The organism is Glutamicibacter creatinolyticus (assembly GCF_006094275.1).
In the GTDB taxonomy this organism is placed as follows: domain Bacteria; phylum Actinomycetota; class Actinomycetes; order Actinomycetales; family Micrococcaceae; genus Glutamicibacter; species Glutamicibacter creatinolyticus.
In genome coordinates, this window is sequence record NZ_CP034412.1 from 2,460,100 (window position 1) to 2,476,483 (window position 16,384).

Below are 16,384 nucleotides of genomic sequence, written 5' to 3' on the forward strand. Positions count from 1 at the left end.
CGTCATCCCGGCCCGGGCGGAAGTCAACCAGAACAGGGAACGGTCAAGCCCGCGCCGATGATGCCACCGCGGAGGGTGAAGACAAAAAGGGCGCCGACGCAGTTGACCGCGTCGGCGCCCTGAGTACTGCCGGGACTAGATTCCGGCGTAGGAATGCAGGCCGTTGAAGTAGATGTTGACCACCGTAAAGTTGAAGATCACGCAACCGTAGCCGATGATCGACAGCCAAGCCGAACGCGGCCCGGTCCAGCCACCGGTGGCGCGCGCGTGCAGGTAGCCGGCATAGACCACCCAGATCACGAATGACCATACTTCCTTCGGGTCCCAACCCCAGTAGCGTCCCCAGGCCGCCTCGGCCCAGATGGCGCCGGCCATCACGGTGAAGGTCCACATCACGAACGCGATGGTGTTGATCCGGTAGGCGAAGTTCTCCAGGGCACCGGCCCCGGGCACCAGACGCATGAACGGCAGCCGGTCGTTCTTGCCCTCGGCCAGGCGGTTCATCCGGGAGTGCTGCAGCAGCTGCAGCACGTTCATGGCGAAGCTGATGGAGAACAATGCCGAGGCCAGCACCGCGATGGACACGTGGATCACAATCCAGGGGCTCTGCAGCGCCGGCACCAGGTGGCCAACCGGGGTGGGGAAGCCGATGGTGGCCGCGCACAGCATCAGGGTCACCAGTCCGATGATGAAGGTGCCCATGAAGCGCAGGTCCTTCAGCAGCAGTGCCACCACGTACACGGCCGCGACCACGAACGCACCGGTGGTGAGGAACTCGTACATGTTGCCCCAGGGCACCCGGTTCGCGGCCAGCGCCCGGGAAACCACGGCGAAGCCGTGCATCAGCACGCCCAGCCAGGTCAGCACGACGGCGATGCGGGCCATGCCGCGTTTGGCGGAGCTGGCGGTGTAGGTCATCTTGTCGTTGACCACGTGCTCGCCCATCAGGTCGGCGCGCGCGTTCTTGGTCCGCCGCGGTTTGCCGCCCGGGACGCCGGCGGTCACCAGCGACTTCTGGTCGCTTTGCAGGGCGGCGGCGTCCAGTTCGGCGATGGTCTTGTTCGACTGCACCAGATCCAGTGCGTAGAAGATGAACGCGACCGCGTACACCATGGCCGACAGCAGCATGAACAGCTGGCTGTACACCCCAAGGGTCTCGTTAATGGGTTCCAAGGCGCTGTTAGTGCCCACGGTCTTCTCCTAGTTCCTGCTCGTCCGAATCCGGCTCATCAGCCACCGGCCATGTTTTCTCAAAGATGCGCCGCAGTTCGCGGGCCTCGTTTTCCAGCCGCGGGTCCTCGCCGCGAGCCAGCAGCGCGAACTCGATGCCGCGCTGCCCACCCTCATCGGTGAGCTTGACCCACACGCGCCGGCGCGGGGTGAACAGCGAAACCGCCAGCCCCACCAGGGCCAGCCCGGCGAAGATCGCAATCGGCAGCTTGCCCGGGTCGGCGTTGATGTCCACCGCGATGTACCGCTTCAAGTCCTCGAAGGTGATGCTACCGGCATTGTCCGGCAATTCGTAGGTCTGCCCGGCTTCCAGGATGATGCCGCCGGCGTCCTGGGAACGCGAGTTCAGCTCGGTCATCTTCTCGGTGTCCAGTACGTACACGTTCTGCGGCACCCCGTCATCCACGCCCAAATCCCCGGCGTAGGAGTTCAGGTGCAGCTGCGGGTTGATGGCGTTGGGGTCCCCGGAGATGCCAAAGCCGTTCTCGTCCAGCATCGCGGTGGGCAGCAGGAATCCCTGGAAGCCCAGCTGTTCGGGCTTGGCGTCGGGGACCTTGGCCACCATCAGGGAGGTGTACACCGAGTCCTGCGGCACCGAAACCACCGGGCCGGAGAATGCCACATCCCCGTTGCCGTCACGCACCGTGACCACCGGGGCGTAGCCGTTGCCCACCAGGTACACATCCGCGCCGTTGATGCGCAGCGGATGGTTGACCTTCAGCTCTTCCTTTTCCGGCTCCGCGTCCGGGGAGCGCCGGGTGGTCACGTGTGCGGTGAAGTCCAGCGGCTGGCCGAAGTGGGTTTCGGATTCCCGGTCGAAGAGGATGTCGAACTTGTCCAGGGTCACCGAATACGGTTCCAGGTTCTCGGCATCAAAATAGGTGCCCGGGGAGAAGGAGTCGTAGGAAACCAGCGAGTTCACGAACGTCTCGCCCTCCACGATGACCCGCTGCCCCCCGTAGCCGAAGGCCCCGCCCAGGGCCATGGACAACAGCACGCCGACCAGGGAGATGTGGAAGGTCAGGTTGCCGATTTCACGGGTGTAGCCGCGTTCGGCGGCCACCGAGGCCCCGGCCCCGCTCCCCCGGGCCTCGGCGCGGTAGCCGCGGCGCTTGAGGATCTTGTGGGCGGTGGCGATGACCTCGTCCTCGCCGGGCAGCTGCCCGGCGCTGGCGGCAATTTCCAGGCGGGTGTACTGCGGCAGCCGGTTCAAGCGCGCGGGGGTGCGCGGCGGCGGGGTGCGCAGCGCCTTGGCGTGCTTCTTGATGCGCGGGATGATGCAGCCGACCAGCGAAATGAACAGCAGAATGTAGATCGCGGAGAACCACGCCGAGGAGTACACGTCAAAGAGCTGGAACCGGTCCAGCCACGGCGCGCTGTCCGGATTGTCCACGAAGTACTGGTTCACCATTTCCGGGTTCACCCGGCGCTGCGGGAAAATCGAGCCCGGCACCGCGGCGACCGCCAATAGCAGCAGCAGGAACAGCGCGGTGGGCATGGAAGTCAGCTGGGTCCAGATCCAGCGCAGCATGCCCAGCGGGCCCAGGGCCGGGGCATCGCCCCGGTTGTTTTTCCCGCCCTTGCCCTTGCGGGTCTTGGTGGCACCGCCGGTGCCGCGGCCGGCCGCGGTGCTCCCGGCGGTACCGGGTGCGTCGGCAGGTGCGGACGGGTGCGGGGTGTGATCGCGTTGTGCCATCAGATCGGCAACCTCACTTCATTGGCAAACCAGTTCTGCAATTCGGCCACCCAGCTGCCCCACAGGCCGGTGGCCATGACGATGCCCAGCGCAATCAGCAATCCGCCACCAAAGCGCATGATCGCCAGTTGGTGCCGGCGGAAGAAGTCCAAGGTGCCCATGCCGCGGCGCATCCCCAGGGCGATCAGCACGAACGGCACGCCCAGCCCGAGGCAGTAGAAGAAGGTCAGCAGCGCGCCGCGGGCCACGTTCGCGTCGGTGCCGGTGCTCATGATCAGCACCGCCGAGAGGGTCGGGCCAATGCACGGGGCCCAGCCCAGACCGAAGGTCAGCCCGAGCACCGGGGCTCCCCACAACCCGGCCGGGGGCCGGCGGTGGATCTTGCGGTCGCGCTGCAGGAAGGAGATCCCGCCCATGAACACCACGCCCATGATGATCACCACCACGCCCAGCAGCTGGGTCACCCAGGCGCCGTTGAAGCGCATCCACGCGGTCACCTGGCTGAAGAGCACGCCGGCGGAGATGAACACCACCGAGAACCCCAGGATGAACAGCAGCACCCCGGCCAACACCCGGCCGCGGCGGTGTTCACGCAGATCCGCCCCGGTCAGCCCGGTGACGTATCCCAGATACCCGGGAACCAGCGGCAGCACGCAGGGAGAGAGGAAGGAGACCAGCCCGGCCAGCAGGGCCACCGGTCCGGCAAGAAACAGCGACCCGTCCAGCGCGATCTGGGAAAACTGGTTGGTCGTCACGGCCAGGTTCACAGTTCCTCGTTCAGTCCAGACTTGATCAGGGCACGCAGGGTGGTTTCCTCCGCGGCACCGATCACCCGGGCGCGCACCCGGCCCTGGCGGTCGAGCACCAGGGTGGTGGGCACCGCCTGCAGCGGCACGTACTGGGTCATGGCCAGCTGGATCTTCCCGTCGGTGTCCTGCACGGACTCATAGGGGATCTTGAAGGTGCGTTCGAAGGCCAGCGCCGCTTCCTTCTCATCACGCACGTTCACGCCCAAGAAATGGACCTTTTCCCCGAATTCCTCGCTGAGCTTGCGCAGGTGTGGGGCCTCGATGCGGCACGGGGCGCAGGCGGCGTACCAGAAGTTCATGACCACCGGGGCGCCCTGGAACTGGGCCAGCTCCACCTTGGTGCCCTGATAGGTGCTGGCGCTGATCTGCACCGGGTCGGTGCGCTTTTCGACCGCGTATTCCTCCACCGCGCCGTCCCCGGCGATGTAGTTCTTGTTGTCCCCGCTGCGGGCCTGTTCGGCCAGCGGGTCATCGGTGGCGCAGGCGGCCAGCGGAATCACCGCGGCGGCCAGGAACGCCGAACGCAACAGGCTCCGCCGCCCGATGCGTGCTGCGGGATTCGACGAATCAGTCATGGGTGTCAGGCTCCAGGGATGTTTGCGGCACCGGCCAGCAGGTCGGCGCACGGTTCGTGGTACGACAGGTTCACCAACTGGTCGTCCGAGAATTCAAAACTGGTGATCGAGGTCAGCGTGCATTCGCGCTGGCGCGGATCATGCCACAGGCGCTGGCCCTGGGAGGCGCGGCGGGTCACCCAGATCGGCAGCTGGTGGGAGACGATGACCACCTCGGCGCCGTCCCCGGCCTCGGCGACCGCGGCCTTGCGGTGCTCCTGCATGGCCAGGCGCATCCGATCGACCTGTTCGCTGTAGGGTTCGCCCCAGGAGGGCTTGAGCGGGTTGATGATGTAGGGCCAGTAGCGCGGCTCCCGCAGGCGGTTGGCAATGCGGGACAAACCCTCAAAACGGTTCCCGGCCTCGATGACCCGCTCATCGGTGAGGATCGGCAGCTCCAGGGCCGCGGCGGTGGGGGCAGCGGTTTGCTGGGCCCGCAGCAGCGGGGAGGCGACCAGGCGCACCAGTTTCGCGCCCTCCGCGGCCTGCTCGCCGAAGTACTTTCCGGCGCGTTCGGCCATTTCCATTCCCAGTTCGGATAACCCGTAACCGGGGATCCGCCCGTAGAGGATGCGATCGGGGTTCTGCACTTCCCCATGGCGCAGCAAATGGACGGTCGATTTAGGCATGGACTCATTCTCTCAAAGATTTTCGGGAAAACCGTCGGATTGTGGCCACACTCAAGTTTTCACAGCCTGCGCATGGGATTCGCATATACAAAAACCATCCTTTCGGAGGTGTCCGGCGCAAACCCCCATCCACTAGGGTTGTGGTAGATAATCCAGCAGTCGCATGAAGGAAGTTCCCATGAGTTCCACTGACCCGAACCAGCCCGGCGACCAGCCGCAGGGTTCCACGCCCTACAACCCCTACGGGGGTGCGGCGCCCCAACCCCCGGCGTACGGCTCCAACCCGTACGGGCAGCCGGATCCTTCGCAACAATCCAATCCCTATGCCCAGCCCCCGCAGTACGCCTACCCGCCGGCCGGCGGGTACGCTCCGGTGCAGCCCCCGGCAGAGCGTCCCCGCACCCTGCAGCTGGCGTTCTGGCTGATCCTGGCCGCCGGTGTGGTCTCGGCCCTGAGCAGCTGGCTGCTGGACCGCACCCAGTTCTTCGCCGGCATCATCCGTTCGGAGTGGGACCTGTTCCAGTCCGAACTGCGCCGCCAGATGGAAGCGGATCCGAGCCTGGGCAATGACCCGCAGCTGCAGCAGATGCTGGAGAACCCCGACCAGATGATGAACGCGATCTCCGGGGCGATGACCGCCTTCACCATGGTCTCGATTGTCCTGACCCTGATCGCCTACTTCCTGGTTGGCTTCTTCGTTGGCCGCGGCGTGAACGCCATGCGCATCATCGCCACCATCCTGGCCGCCCTGTCGCTGCTGGGCCTGCTGAGCGTGGTGCCGACCATCGCCATGTACGCCAATGCCGCGGACGTGGGAATGCTGACCAGCGCCTACGTGGCCAGCGTGCTGCTGGGCATCGCCGGCGTCGTGTGCTCCTGGCTGCGTCCCTCCAGCCAGTACATTGCCCAGCGCCGCGCCGCCCGGCAGGCCGGCTACCGCTAGACCACACCCGCTCACCCAGCCTTCGAACCCCACCGGCACCGGCCTCACGGCCCGGAGCGCCGGTGGGGTTCGGTCGTTAACGCCTGGCCGGTTCCCGAGAAAAATATCCCCGGTCCACCGGTTCCTTTCCCCGTAAAGGGGCGCACAATAAGGTCATGGTTGCCCAGCACCGGACCAGCAGGCCGCACCACCGCCCGAACCGTTTTCCCAGGTCGGACCCGTCCACCCAGGCAAAGCGCGCCACCGCCGGGCTGGGGGCCCTGGGGGTGGTCTTTGGGGATATCGGCACCAGTCCGCTGTATGCGTTGCACACCGCCTTCAGCATGGAGCACAACGCGGTGCCCGTGGACGCCGAGAACCTCTACGGGGTGATCTCCATGGTGTTGTGGACACTGACCCTGATCGTCACGGTGAAGTATGTGCTGCTGGTGACCCGGGCGGACAACCATGGGCAGGGCGGGATCCTGGCGCTGCTGGGGCTGCTGCGCTCCCGGCTGACCTCCGCCCGAGGCATGGTGCTGGTCACCGTGCTGGCGATGGCCGGGGCGGCGCTGTTCTTCGGCGACTCGGTGATCACCCCGGCAATCTCCGTGCTCAGCGCCGTGGAGGGGCTGGCCACCGTCTCCCCGGGCCTGGCCGGGCTCATCCTCCCGGCGGCCGTGGCCGTGCTGCTGGTTTTGTTCGCCATCCAGCCCTTCGGCACCGGCAGGGTCGCCCGCGCCCTGGGACCGATCATGCTCGGCTGGTTCCTCCTCCTGGCGGCGCTGGGGCTGCCGCAGATCGCCGCGCACCCGCAGATCCTGCTGGGATTGTCCCCACAGTGGGCCGGCCTGCTGCTGCTGAACCACCCGGTGCAGGGGTTCATCCTGTTTGGGGCGATCGTGCTGACGGTGACCGGGGCCGAGGCCCTGTACGCGGACATGGGCCTGTTCGGCGCCCGGGCGGTGCGCCGGGCATGGCTGTGGGTGGTGATGCCCGCCCTGCTGCTGGTGTACCTGGGGCAGGGCGCCCTGGTGCTGGGTACCCCGCAGGCGGTGGAAAACCCGATGTTCTACCTGGCCCCGCCGGCCCTGCGGGTGCCGCTGGTCATCTATGCCACGCTGGCCACCGTGATCGCCTCCCAGGCGGTGATTGCCGGGGCCTACTCGGTGACCCGCCAGGCGATGCGGCTGGGGTTGCTGCCCCGGCTGAGCGTGAAGTACACCTCCCGGCGCGACGAGGAACAAATCTACCTTCCCGGCGTGAACTGGGTACTGTTGGCCGCGGTGCTCACCGTGATGGTGGTCGCCGGGTCCTCGTCCGGGCTGGCCAACGCCTACGGCCTGGCGGTGACCGGGACCCTGCTGCTGGAATCGGTGATCTTCCTGATCTTCGCGGTGCTGGTGTGGCGCTGGCGCTGGTGGAAGGTCGGAGCCTACCTGCTGGCCATCGGGCTGCTGGAAGTGGTGCTGCTGGCGGCGAACTCGGCCAAGCTGCTGTCCGGGGGCTGGGTGCCGCTGGCCCTGGCCGGGGGCATGCTGGTGGTGATGACCACCTGGCAGCGCGGGTTCCGCACCGTGGCGGCCTACCGGGCCGAGCTGGAGGGCTCATTCAGCGGCTTTGTGGAAGCACTGTCCGCCACCAACCTGCGCCGTACGGCCGGGGTGGCGGTCTTCCCGCACCCGAACCTGCACAGCACTCCCCTGTCGTTGCTGCTGTGCACCCGGATTTTCCGGATGCTGCACGAACAAGTGGTGATCGTGCGGATCGCCTACGCGCACAGCCCGCACGTACCGGTGCACTCGCGCTTTGAGGTGGACCAGCATTTGAGCGCCAGCCACGGCATCACCCGGATCACCATCCACACCGGCTACCTGGACCGGCAGAACATTCCGGCGAACCTGGCGCTGGTGCACGACCAGGTGCCCGAGTGCGAGATCGATTTCAGGCAGGCGCTGTATTTCCTCTCGGTGCTCACCCTGCACAGCCCGCACCCGGAAAGCCTGCGCCGGTGGCGGCGCAGGCTGTTTGTGGCATTGGAGAAGAACCAGGCCCCGCGCGCGGAAATGTTCCAGCTGCCGCCCGAACGCACCATCGTGCTCGGCTCCGAGGTGCGGCTCTGAGGTGGAGCCCAAGAATCCTAGGCTTCGGTTCCCAGCCCGGACAGTGGCCCCTGCCCGGTTTCCAGGTCGTTGCGCACCGCGTGGTAGGCCAGGATCTGCAGTTCGGTGGACAGATCCACCCGGCGCACCTCCACCCCCCTGGGGGCACGGATGACGTGCGGGGCGAAGCTGAGGATGCTTTTCACCCCGGCATCGGCCAGCTGGTCCACCAGCGGCTGGGCAGCCGCGCCGGGCACCGCCAGCACCGCGATGTTGATCTGCTGCTCGGTGACCACCGCACCCAGTTCGGCTGCGTCGCGCACCACCAGTTCCCCGACCCGATGCCCCACAAGGTCCGGGTCGCTGTCCAGCATGGCCTTGACGTGGAAGCCGCGGGAACGGAATCCGGCGTACCCGCTCAGGGCGCGCCCGAGGTTGCCGGCCCCGACGATCAGGACCCGCCAGTCCTGATCCAGGCCCAGGGTGCGGCTGATATGGTCGGCCAGTTCGCGCACCACGTAGCCCACCCCGCGGGTGCCGTAGGAGCCCAGCAGCGACAGGTCCTTGCGCAGGATCGCCGGATTCACCCCGGCCGCCTCGGCCAGGACCCCCGAACTGGTGCGTTCCACGCCCTGGGTGTCCAGGGCGTTCAAGGCCCGCAGGTACTGCGTTAGACGCATCAGCGTGGCCTCGGGCAGGATTCGCGGTTCGGATAGGGGCAAGGAGGGCTCTTTCGGTTGGGGTCAGCGGCGGAACGGGCTGCGGCCTAGTGCTCGCGCAGCAGGCGTTCGAGCCGTTGCGGGTCGATTCGCCAGAAGTCCCGGACCTGCCCGTCGATCAGCAGCACCGGCACCTCTTCATGGTGTTGCTCACGCAATTCTGGGCGGGTGTCGATGTCCACTTCACTGAAGCTCATTCCCAGGCGCGAGGTCACCTCGGCCACGGTCTGGCGGGCGGCAGCGCACAAATGGCATTCCTGGCGCACCAACAGCTGGATTTCGGGAGTCTGTTTCACCCTTCCATGTTCTCACGCCGCATCCCGGGCACGGGTGTTGGCGCCGCTTTGCGACGCCCCGCCCGGGGCCGGCCCCGCGGGAAGAAGCGCAGGGCCACCGGCTAAACTTGGGCTAATGGAAGCCAACGAAGTACGGGACACTGCGCAGCATCCTGCCCCCACCGAGGGGCGGATCGCGGCGTTCTTTGACGTTGACAACACCCTGGTGCGCGGAGCCTCGCTATACGCGGTGGCCCGCAAGATGCACCAGCACAAGTTCTTCCACTTCCGCGAGGTGCTGTTCTTCGCGCTCAAGCAGCTCAGCTTCCTGGCCCGTGGGGAGCACCTGGGCGACATCACCGCCATCCGTGACCGGGCCCTGGACATGGTGCGCGGGGTGAAGGTCGAGCAGATGCGCGAGCTCGGGGATGAGATCTATGACGAATTCATTCACCCCAAGCTGTGGGGCGGGACCGTGGCCATTGCCCGCCAGCACCTGAACGTGGGGCGCGAGGTCTGGCTGGTCACCGCCACCCCCACCGAGGTGGCCGGGGTGATCGCCCGGCGCCTGGAACTGACCGGAGCCCTGGGAACCCGGGTGGAAAGCGAAAACGGGGAATACACCGGACGGCTGACCGGCCCCATCCTGCACGGCGCGGACAAGGCGCAGGCGGTGCTGGAGCTGGCCCAGCAGCAGAACATCAACCTCGCCGGGTCCTGGGGATACTCGGATTCCTACAATGACGTGCCGTTGCTGGAGGTTGTCGGCCACCCGGTGGCCATCAACCCCGATGCCCGGCTGCGCGCCTACGCCAAGGAGCGCGGCTGGCAAGTTTATGACTTCCGCACCGGGCAGCGTGCGGCCCGGGTGAGCCTGAAGCTGGCCGGGGTCATTGGCGCCCTGTGGGCGGCCCGGCGCAGCCTGCAGCGGCTGCGGCACGGCGGCGGCCGCTAACCGGTCTCGGCGCCCAACGCCTCCGCCATCGCCCATCGGGTAGCTGCTCGGTGGGGTGTCGGCGTCGAAGGCGGCCCGGTCCTGCGGCGGCACGCCGTCGACAGCTTGGGGATACAACAATCGCCACCGCCAAGGGCAAAGCCTTCGGGCGATGGCGATCATCTCCAAGAACGTGTTTCGCGGTGCGAGACTACTTCTTGTTGCGGCGCTGGTGGCGAGTCTTGCGAAGCAGCTTGCGATGCTTCTTCTTCGACATACGCTTGCGGCGCTTCTTAACAACTGAGCCCATAGTGGTTCCTCACAGACTAAATAAATGCATCGACCGCGTTACCATCAAGCCAACAAAGGCTTCACGCACGGCCGACCGGACGTTAAACGTTCCTTAATAGGTTACCCGCTCCATGGCCGGTTTCTGACCACGGTCATCCTATCTGCCGTCTACCTGCCGTACGATCCAGTTCCCCTGTGAGGATCGACACCTGCGGCCTGCAGGTAGGCTTCAACGGCGTTTTCCGGAACGCGATAGGAGCGGCCGAACTGCACGGCGGGTAAATCACCGGCGTGGATCAGACGATAAACGGTCATCTTTGAAACACGCATCATCTCGGCCACCTCGGCCACAGTCATGAATCGTGCTCCAGCAAAATTCTGTTTATCCGCCATAGGGGACTTTCTCCTGACGCTGATCTCTGTTTCGTCGCGCTGTCGGCATACATGAACTTCTTCGACTTGTGATCAACGTCGGTAACGTCACGTACACCTTCACCATAGTCTACTGGGTGGCCGACCGCTTTTCGAAGCATGAACACACGCGCACGCACCAGTAGTTCGCGATCCGCAAGGTGCCGGACACGCCGCGGGCGCGGCCGTGGCTGTCGCCTGCGGCCGCGCCCGCGGTTCCAAGGCCGTGCCCGGCCCGAAGGCCGAAGCCCGGGCCTAGATCAGCCCCTGGGCGAGCATCGCGTCGGCGACCTTCACGAAACCGGCAATGTTCGCCCCGGCCACGTAGTTGCCCGGTACCCCGTATTCCTCGGCCGTGGCCGCGCACCGGTCGTGGATGCCGATCATGATTTCACTCAGGCGGCGCTCGGTGTGGGCGAAGGACCAGGAGTCACGGCTGGCGTTCTGCTGCATTTCCAGCGCGGAGGTGGCCACGCCACCGGCGTTGGCCGCCTTGCCCGGGCCGAAGAGCACCCCGGCGTCCTGGAACAGGGAAACCGCCTGGGCGGTGCAGGGCATGTTCGCGCCTTCGGCCACCGCGATCAGCCCACCGGAAATCATCTTCTTCGCCGAGCTGGCCCCCAACTCGTTCTGGGTGGCGCAGGGAAGGGCGACCGTGCACTTTTCGTCCCACACGTTCCCGTCCGCAACGTAGCGGGCCTTCTTGCTGCCGCGGCGCTTGGCGTATTCGCTGATCCGCTCGCGCTCAACTTCCTTGATCTGGCGCAGCAGCGGAACATCGATGCCGTTCTCATCCACGATGTAGCCGCCCGAATCCGAGGCCGCCACCACGTGGGCGCCGAACTGCTGGGCCTTTTCGATGGCGTGGATCGCCACGTTGCCCGACCCGGAGACCACCACACGCTGGCCCTCAAAGCTGGTGTTGCGAGTGGCGAGCATCTCCTGGGCGAAGAGGACCGCACCGTAGCCGGTGGCTTCCGGACGCACCAGGGACCCACCCCAGCTCAGCCCCTTGCCGGTGAGCACCCCGGACTCGTAGCGGTTGGTGATGCGCTTGTACTGGCCGAACAGGAAGCCGATCTCGCGCCCGCCCACGCCAATGTCCCCGGCCGGGACGTCGGTGTATTCGCCGATGTGCCGGTACAGCTCGGTCATGAAGGACTGGCAGAAGCGCATGACCTCCGCATCGGACTTGCCGCGCGGGTCGAAGTCCGAACCGCCCTTGCCGCCGCCGATGGGCATGCCGGTCAGCGAGTTCTTGAAGATCTGTTCAAAGCCCAGGAACTTCACGGTGCCCAGGTAGACCGAGGGGTGGAAGCGCAGTCCACCCTTGTAGGGGCCCAGCGCGGAGTTGAACTCGACGCGGAAGCCGCGGTTGATCTGAACCCGGCCGGCGTCATCGGTCCACGGCACACGGAAGATGATCTGGCGTTCCGGCTCGCACATGCGTTGCAGGATCGCCGCTTCGGCGTATTCCGGGTGCTTCTGGGAGACGGCTTCGAGGCTCTCGAAAACCTCGGTAACGGCCTGGTGGAATTCGGCTTCCCCGGGATTCCTGCGGAATACCTCATCGCGGATAGTCGCTAAATGCTGGTCCAAGTTACTCTCCTCATCACTTGGGGCAGGCGCTGGGGCAGAGTTCTACCGCAGAACCGGCGTCACTGCCCCACCGAAGAGAATGCCACGGTGGTGCGCGATGTCGGAAATTTTACGTCAATTTTTTTGTGCCGCACGTAACGTTCGGCGGTGGTGCGCAGCCTAGCGTTTGCGCCCGAAACGGGGGAAACGCTCAATCAGTTCATGGGCGCGGCCGGTAACGTGTTCCAGGCTGCGCCCCACGGTGCGCCCCAGCTGCTGGGCGGCGGTGGTGGCCGGGGTGCCGGCGTTCGCGGGCATCACCGCAGCGGTCGCGGCGGTGACCTCGGTGAGCTGGGCGGCGGGCTCCTCCGCCGGCTGCGGCTCGGGCAGGAAGTCCGCGCACCACTGGCCCAGGGTCTCAATGGCGGCCAGGTCCAGGGCATAGATGCGGCGCTGGCCCTGGGCGGTCATGTTCACCAGCGACGCCTCGCGCAGCACCTTCAGGTGCTTGGACACGGTGGGCTGGGAGATCTGCAGGCGCTCGACCAGCATCCCCACGGCCAGGGCCTCGTCCTTCAGTTCCTCCATGATGCGCCGCCGGGTCGGTTCGGCCAGCGCTGCGAACAGTTCATCAATAGCCACAGACATAACCCTAGCGGCATATAGGGCGTTTTGCCGGTAGCCGGTGCCGGGGCGGGGCTAGTCGAACCAGGGATCCAGTCCGTAGAGCGGGAAGACTTCCTTGCGGGTGGCGATGATGGAACGGTCCACCGGGTCGGCCGGGTCGTAGCCGATCTCCCAGTTGCGCCACCACAGCTCCGCGTCGTCCCCCATCAGGTACGGCATCGCCTTGCCGTAGGTTTCCAGCACGTAGCGCCGGAAGGTCTCGGGCACATAGGTGCGCAGCGGCACCGGCTTGTCCGCGGCAATCGCGATCAGGTGGCTCCAGGTGCGCGGCACCACGGCGGTAACGTTGTACCCGCCCCCACCGGTGGCGATCCACCGGCCCTCGCAGACCTCATCCGCCAGCTGGGAGATATCCAGCGCCACCTGGCGTTGGGCATCGACGGAGAGCTTCAGGTTGGTCAGGTCATCGTCCCGGTGCGAGTCGCAGCCGTGCTGGGAGACGATCACCTCGGGTTCAAAGGCCTTCACCAGCTGCGGCACCACCGCATGGTAGGCCCGCATCCAGCCGGCGTCCCCGGTCATCGCCGGCAGCGCCAGGTTCACCGCACTGCCACGCGCCCGCTCCCCGCCGATCTCGTTGGCGAACCCGGTGCCGGGAAACAGGCTCATCCCGGATTCGTGGATGGAGATGGTCAGCACCCGCTCCTCATCCCAGAACAGGGATTCGGTGCCGTCCCCGTGGTGCGCGTCCACGTCGATGTAGCACACCCGCTGCACCCCCTGATCCAGCAGGTACTGGATGGCGGCGGCCGCATCGTTGTAGATGCAGAACCCGCTGGCCTTCTCCCGCGCCGCATGGTGCATCCCGCCGGCGAAGTTCACTGCCCGCACCGCCTTTTGCTGCACGATGGCCTCGGCGGCGACCAGCGAGCCGCCAAAGAGCCGGGCGCTGGCCTCGTGCATGCCGGCGAACGCCGGATCATCCTCCGTGCCCAGCCCATAGTCCGGGGCCTGGAGGGTGGGGTCCTGGCTGACCCTGCGCACCTGGTCCAGGTAGTCCTGCGAATGCACGGTGAGCAGTTCGTTGTCCGCGGCAACGGTGGGCGGTGCCACCTCCAGGTTCGCCCCACGCATCACCCCCAGCTCCTGGCTCAGGCGCATGGTCAGCTCCAGGCGGGAGGGATGCATGGGGTGGTAGTCGCTGAACTTGTACTGCAGGTACTTTTCATCCCAGACCACCAGTGTCGGGCGCGGAGCACGTTGAGGTTGTAGCACGTCTTCTACGCTACCGGATTGTGACCGAACTCAATGCGTCGGCTCACATTTGTGCCCCAGTGCTACCTTGGCGCCGCGTGCGCCTGCGCGCAGGCGGTGCGGGGCGTAGATTACTCTGAAGAGTCAGTACTTCTATCCCCACTTCTTTCCCGCAGGAGAGGCATCGATGAGCGACCCCATGCAGCAGCGCCCCAGCGGGCCCGCTGACAGCTTGTGGTTACGCAAACGCAAGCAGCTGTTGCGCGTCAAGGCGGCACTGTCCGACTTCACCGCCCGCTCCCCCGCCCGGCTGGCCCTAGGCGCGTTCCTGCTGGTGATCACCCTGTTCACCGCGCTGCTCTCCGCGCCCTTCGCCTCGGCCAGCGGCGAACCCACCGCGCTGCATGACGCGCTGTTCACGGCCGTCTCCGCGGTGTGCGTGACCGGTCTGACCACGGTGAGCACCGCGGTGCACTGGTCGTTCTTTGGCCAGCTGATTCTTCTGGTGGCGATGTTCATTGGCGGGTTGGGGATCCTCACGATCGCCTCCCTGCTCTCCCTGGCGGTGTCCAAGCGCCTGGGCGTGCGCGGGAAGCTGGTGGCGCAAAGTTCGATGAACACGGCCGCGACCTCCACCCTGGGTGAGGTTGGTTCGCTGCTGCGCGTGGTGATCCTGACCGCGATCACCCTGCAGGGTCTGCTCTCGCTGCTGCTGATTCCACGCTTCTACGTGCTGGGTGAAAGCCCGCTCTCGGCGATCTGGCACGGGGTGTTCTACGCCGTCTCGGCGTTTAACAATGTGGGCTTCACCCCGCACTCCAATGGGCTGGTGCCCTATGAGATGGACCTGTGGATCCTGATCCCGCTGATGCTCGGGGTGTTCGTCGGTTCGCTGGGCTTCCCGGTGATCATGGTGTTGGCCGCGCACCGGCTGAACCACCGGCGCTGGACGCTGCATGCGAAGCTGACGCTGCTGACCACCACGATCCTGTTGCTGAGCGGTACCGTGCTGTGGCTGCTCTTTGAATGGAACAACCAGCGCACCATCGGCGGGGAGGATGTCGGGGAGAAGATCGTCAATGCGCTCTTCGCCTCGGTGATGATGCGTTCGGGCGGGATGAACCTGGTGGAGCCCTCCGACATGCAGCCGGTGACGGTGTTGCTGACCGATGCGCTGATGTTCGCCGGCGGCGGCTCGGCCTCCACCGCCGGCGGCATCAAGGTCACCACCATTGCGGTGATGTTCCTGGCGATCTTCGCCGAGGTGCGCGGCGACAAGGAGGTGCGCGCCTTTGGCCGCCGCCTGCCCGAGAGCACCATGCGCGTGGCGATCTCGGTGGTCGTGCTCGGTGCCACGCTGGTGGCGGTGGCGGTGGGGGCGCTGCTGGTCATTGATGACACGCTCTCCTTCCAGCGGGCGCTGTTCGAATCAATCTCCGCTTTTGGCACCGTGGGGCTGAGCATGAATGTTTCGGCCGAACTGCCCCCGGAGGGCAAATACGTGCTCTCGGCGCTGATGTTCGCCGGGCGCATCGGTAGCATTACCTTGGCAAGCGCGCTGACCATGCGCCAGCGCGATACCCTGTACCAGTTCCCGGAAGAGAGGCCGATCATTGGCTGATAGATCTATTTCGCACAATGCTCCGGTCCTGGTGATCGGGCTGGGCCGTTTCGGCATCGCGGTGGCCGAGCAGCTGGTCAAGCAGGGCCGTGAGGTGCTGGCCATTGAACGTGACCCCGAACTGGTGCAGAAGTGGGCCAGTTCGCTGACCCACGTGGTGGCCGCGGATGCCACGAACATCGACGCGCTGCGCCAGTTGGGCGCCCAGGAATTCTCCTCCGCCGTGGTCGGGGTGGGCACCTCCATCGAGTCCTCCGTGCTGATCACCGTGAACCTGGTGGATCTGGGGATCGAGCACCTGTGGGTCAAGGCGATCACCCCGGCCCACGGCAAGATCCTCACCCGCATCGGGGCGAACCACGTGATCTACCCGGAAGCGGACGCCGGGGTGCGCGCCGCCCACCTGGTGGGCGGACGGATGCTGGACTTCATCGAATTCGATGACGGATTCGCGATCGTGAAGATGTACCCGCCGAAGGAAACCCAGGGCTTCACCCTGGCCGAATCCAATGTGCGTTCCAAGTACGGGGTGACGATTGTGGGGGTGAAGTCCCCCGGCGAGGACTTCACCTACGCCGTGCCCGATACGGTGGTCACCCGCCGTGACGTGCTGATCGTCTCCGGCCACGTGGATCTGCTCGAGCGCTTCGCCTCCCGCCCCTAGCCGGGCCC

Annotated in this window: 17 protein-coding genes; 5 read left to right on the forward strand and 12 right to left on the reverse strand. The window is 66.2% G+C overall.

The genetic code is table 11. From position 1 onward, the window contains the following. Nucleotides 1-135: 135 nt before the first annotated feature. The 5 genes from ccsB to GcLGCM259_RS11335 are packed head-to-tail and all read right to left on the reverse strand — an operon-like array spanning nt 136 to nt 4,978. Nucleotides 136-1,173 (reverse strand): c-type cytochrome biogenesis protein CcsB, encoded by a 1,038-nt coding sequence (ccsB, locus tag GcLGCM259_RS11315; RefSeq protein WP_138927242.1) that lies wholly within the window; start codon nt 1,171-1,173, stop codon nt 136-138. A gap of 7 nt (nt 1,174-1,180) precedes the next feature. After that, complete coding sequence (gene resB / locus GcLGCM259_RS11320; protein ID WP_138926651.1) at nt 1,181-2,926, reverse strand: cytochrome c biogenesis protein ResB; 1,746 nt, start codon at nt 2,924-2,926, stop codon at nt 1,181-1,183. Beyond that, nucleotides 2,926-3,681 carry a cytochrome c biogenesis CcdA family protein gene (locus tag GcLGCM259_RS11325; protein WP_171021239.1) on the reverse strand — a complete coding sequence of 252 codons (756 nt, stop codon included), beginning with the start codon at nt 3,679-3,681 and terminating at the stop codon, nt 2,926-2,928. Before GcLGCM259_RS11325 ends, resB begins: the two co-directional genes overlap by 1 nt. Nucleotides 3,682-3,689: 8 nt before the next feature. Next, entirely contained in the window at nt 3,690-4,310 is a 621-nt protein-coding gene (locus GcLGCM259_RS11330; protein WP_138926652.1) for a TlpA family protein disulfide reductase, read from the reverse strand. A gap of 5 nt (nt 4,311-4,315) precedes the next feature. Then, nucleotides 4,316-4,978 (reverse strand): histidine phosphatase family protein, encoded by a 663-nt coding sequence (locus tag GcLGCM259_RS11335; RefSeq protein WP_138926653.1) that lies wholly within the window; start codon nt 4,976-4,978, stop codon nt 4,316-4,318. Between the two features lie 178 nt (nt 4,979-5,156). On the opposite strand from GcLGCM259_RS11335, the gene GcLGCM259_RS11340 reads away from it, so the two are divergent. After that, nucleotides 5,157-5,921: a hypothetical protein gene (locus tag GcLGCM259_RS11340; protein ID WP_138926654.1), complete on the forward strand. Its 765-nt coding sequence runs from the start codon at nt 5,157-5,159 to the stop codon at nt 5,919-5,921. 155 nt (nt 5,922-6,076) lie between these two features. Next, on the forward strand, nt 6,077-8,023 hold the full coding sequence (locus tag GcLGCM259_RS11345) for a potassium transporter Kup (protein ID WP_138926655.1): 1,947 nt from the start codon (nt 6,077-6,079) through the stop codon (nt 8,021-8,023). Between the two features lie 17 nt (nt 8,024-8,040). Here GcLGCM259_RS11345 and GcLGCM259_RS11350 read toward each other — a convergent pair whose 3' ends face one another. Together GcLGCM259_RS11350 and GcLGCM259_RS11355 are read right to left on the reverse strand one after the other, a co-directional pair. Next, a complete protein-coding gene (locus GcLGCM259_RS11350; RefSeq protein ID WP_246049546.1) occupies nt 8,041-8,724 on the reverse strand; it encodes a redox-sensing transcriptional repressor Rex in 684 nt (227 codons plus the stop codon). Nucleotides 8,725-8,768: 44 nt separating this feature from the next. Further along, nucleotides 8,769-9,017: a glutaredoxin family protein gene (locus tag GcLGCM259_RS11355; RefSeq protein ID WP_246049548.1), complete on the reverse strand. Its 249-nt coding sequence runs from the start codon at nt 9,015-9,017 to the stop codon at nt 8,769-8,771. 115 nt (nt 9,018-9,132) lie between these two features. On the opposite strand from GcLGCM259_RS11355, the gene GcLGCM259_RS11360 reads away from it, so the two are divergent. Further along, nucleotides 9,133-9,951, forward strand: a complete 819-nt coding sequence (locus GcLGCM259_RS11360; RefSeq protein WP_138926656.1) for an HAD family hydrolase — start codon at nt 9,133-9,135, stop codon at nt 9,949-9,951. A 190-nt stretch (nt 9,952-10,141) separates the two neighbouring features. Here GcLGCM259_RS11360 and GcLGCM259_RS11365 read toward each other — a convergent pair whose 3' ends face one another. The 5 genes from GcLGCM259_RS11365 to GcLGCM259_RS11385 all read right to left on the reverse strand — a co-directional run bounded on the left by GcLGCM259_RS11365 (nt 10,142) and on the right by GcLGCM259_RS11385 (nt 14,025). Then, nucleotides 10,142-10,240 carry a 30S ribosomal protein bS22 gene (locus GcLGCM259_RS11365; protein WP_019174583.1) on the reverse strand — a complete coding sequence of 33 codons (99 nt, stop codon included), beginning with the start codon at nt 10,238-10,240 and terminating at the stop codon, nt 10,142-10,144. A gap of 149 nt (nt 10,241-10,389) precedes the next feature. Continuing rightward, nucleotides 10,390-10,614 carry a helix-turn-helix domain-containing protein gene (locus tag GcLGCM259_RS11370; RefSeq protein ID WP_054822018.1) on the reverse strand — a complete coding sequence of 75 codons (225 nt, stop codon included), beginning with the start codon at nt 10,612-10,614 and terminating at the stop codon, nt 10,390-10,392. A gap of 273 nt (nt 10,615-10,887) precedes the next feature. After that, the gene (gdhA, locus tag GcLGCM259_RS11375) at nt 10,888-12,231 is read right to left on the reverse strand and encodes an NADP-specific glutamate dehydrogenase (RefSeq protein WP_138176930.1); all 1,344 of its coding nucleotides are present in this window, start codon (nt 12,229-12,231) and stop codon (nt 10,888-10,890) included. A 159-nt stretch (nt 12,232-12,390) separates the two neighbouring features. Then, nucleotides 12,391-12,858 (reverse strand): ArsR/SmtB family transcription factor, encoded by a 468-nt coding sequence (locus GcLGCM259_RS11380; RefSeq protein ID WP_246049550.1) that lies wholly within the window; start codon nt 12,856-12,858, stop codon nt 12,391-12,393. A 51-nt stretch (nt 12,859-12,909) separates the two neighbouring features. Continuing rightward, nucleotides 12,910-14,025, reverse strand: coding sequence for an acetoin utilization protein AcuC (locus GcLGCM259_RS11385; protein ID WP_138927244.1), 1,116 nt, complete (start codon nt 14,023-14,025; stop codon nt 12,910-12,912). A 253-nt stretch (nt 14,026-14,278) separates the two neighbouring features. Between GcLGCM259_RS11385 and GcLGCM259_RS11390 the strand changes: the two genes are divergently transcribed. Together GcLGCM259_RS11390 and GcLGCM259_RS11395 are read left to right on the forward strand one after the other, a co-directional pair. After that, nucleotides 14,279-15,712: a TrkH family potassium uptake protein gene (locus GcLGCM259_RS11390; RefSeq protein WP_138926658.1), complete on the forward strand. Its 1,434-nt coding sequence runs from the start codon at nt 14,279-14,281 to the stop codon at nt 15,710-15,712. Next, complete coding sequence (locus GcLGCM259_RS11395) at nt 15,705-16,376, forward strand: potassium channel family protein (RefSeq protein ID WP_054821453.1); 672 nt, start codon at nt 15,705-15,707, stop codon at nt 16,374-16,376. The genes GcLGCM259_RS11390 and GcLGCM259_RS11395 overlap by 8 nt, the downstream gene beginning before the upstream one ends. Nucleotides 16,377-16,384 lie beyond the last annotated feature (8 nt).

Coding starts and splice junctions, on each gene's coding strand:
- GcLGCM259_RS11385 (WP_138927244.1), bottom strand. CDS start 14,025: ATGCATCCCTCCCGCCTGGAGCTGACCATGCGCCTGAGCCAGGAGCTG.
- resB (WP_138926651.1), bottom strand. CDS start 2,926: ATGGCACAACGCGATCACACCCCGCACCCGTCCGCACCTGCCGACGCA.
- GcLGCM259_RS11335 (WP_138926653.1), bottom strand. CDS start 4,978: ATGCCTAAATCGACCGTCCATTTGCTGCGCCATGGGGAAGTGCAGAAC.
- GcLGCM259_RS11360 (WP_138926656.1), top strand. CDS start 9,133: ATGGAAGCCAACGAAGTACGGGACACTGCGCAGCATCCTGCCCCCACC.
- GcLGCM259_RS11390 (WP_138926658.1), top strand. CDS start 14,279: ATGAGCGACCCCATGCAGCAGCGCCCCAGCGGGCCCGCTGACAGCTTG.
- GcLGCM259_RS11365 (WP_019174583.1), bottom strand. CDS start 10,240: ATGGGCTCAGTTGTTAAGAAGCGCCGCAAGCGTATGTCGAAGAAGAAG.
- GcLGCM259_RS11340 (WP_138926654.1), top strand. CDS start 5,157: ATGAGTTCCACTGACCCGAACCAGCCCGGCGACCAGCCGCAGGGTTCC.
- GcLGCM259_RS11370 (WP_054822018.1), bottom strand. CDS start 10,614: ATGGCGGATAAACAGAATTTTGCTGGAGCACGATTCATGACTGTGGCC.
- GcLGCM259_RS11380 (WP_246049550.1), bottom strand. CDS start 12,858: ATGTCTGTGGCTATTGATGAACTGTTCGCAGCGCTGGCCGAACCGACC.
- GcLGCM259_RS11345 (WP_138926655.1), top strand. CDS start 6,077: ATGGTTGCCCAGCACCGGACCAGCAGGCCGCACCACCGCCCGAACCGT.
- GcLGCM259_RS11330 (WP_138926652.1), bottom strand. CDS start 4,310: ATGACTGATTCGTCGAATCCCGCAGCACGCATCGGGCGGCGGAGCCTG.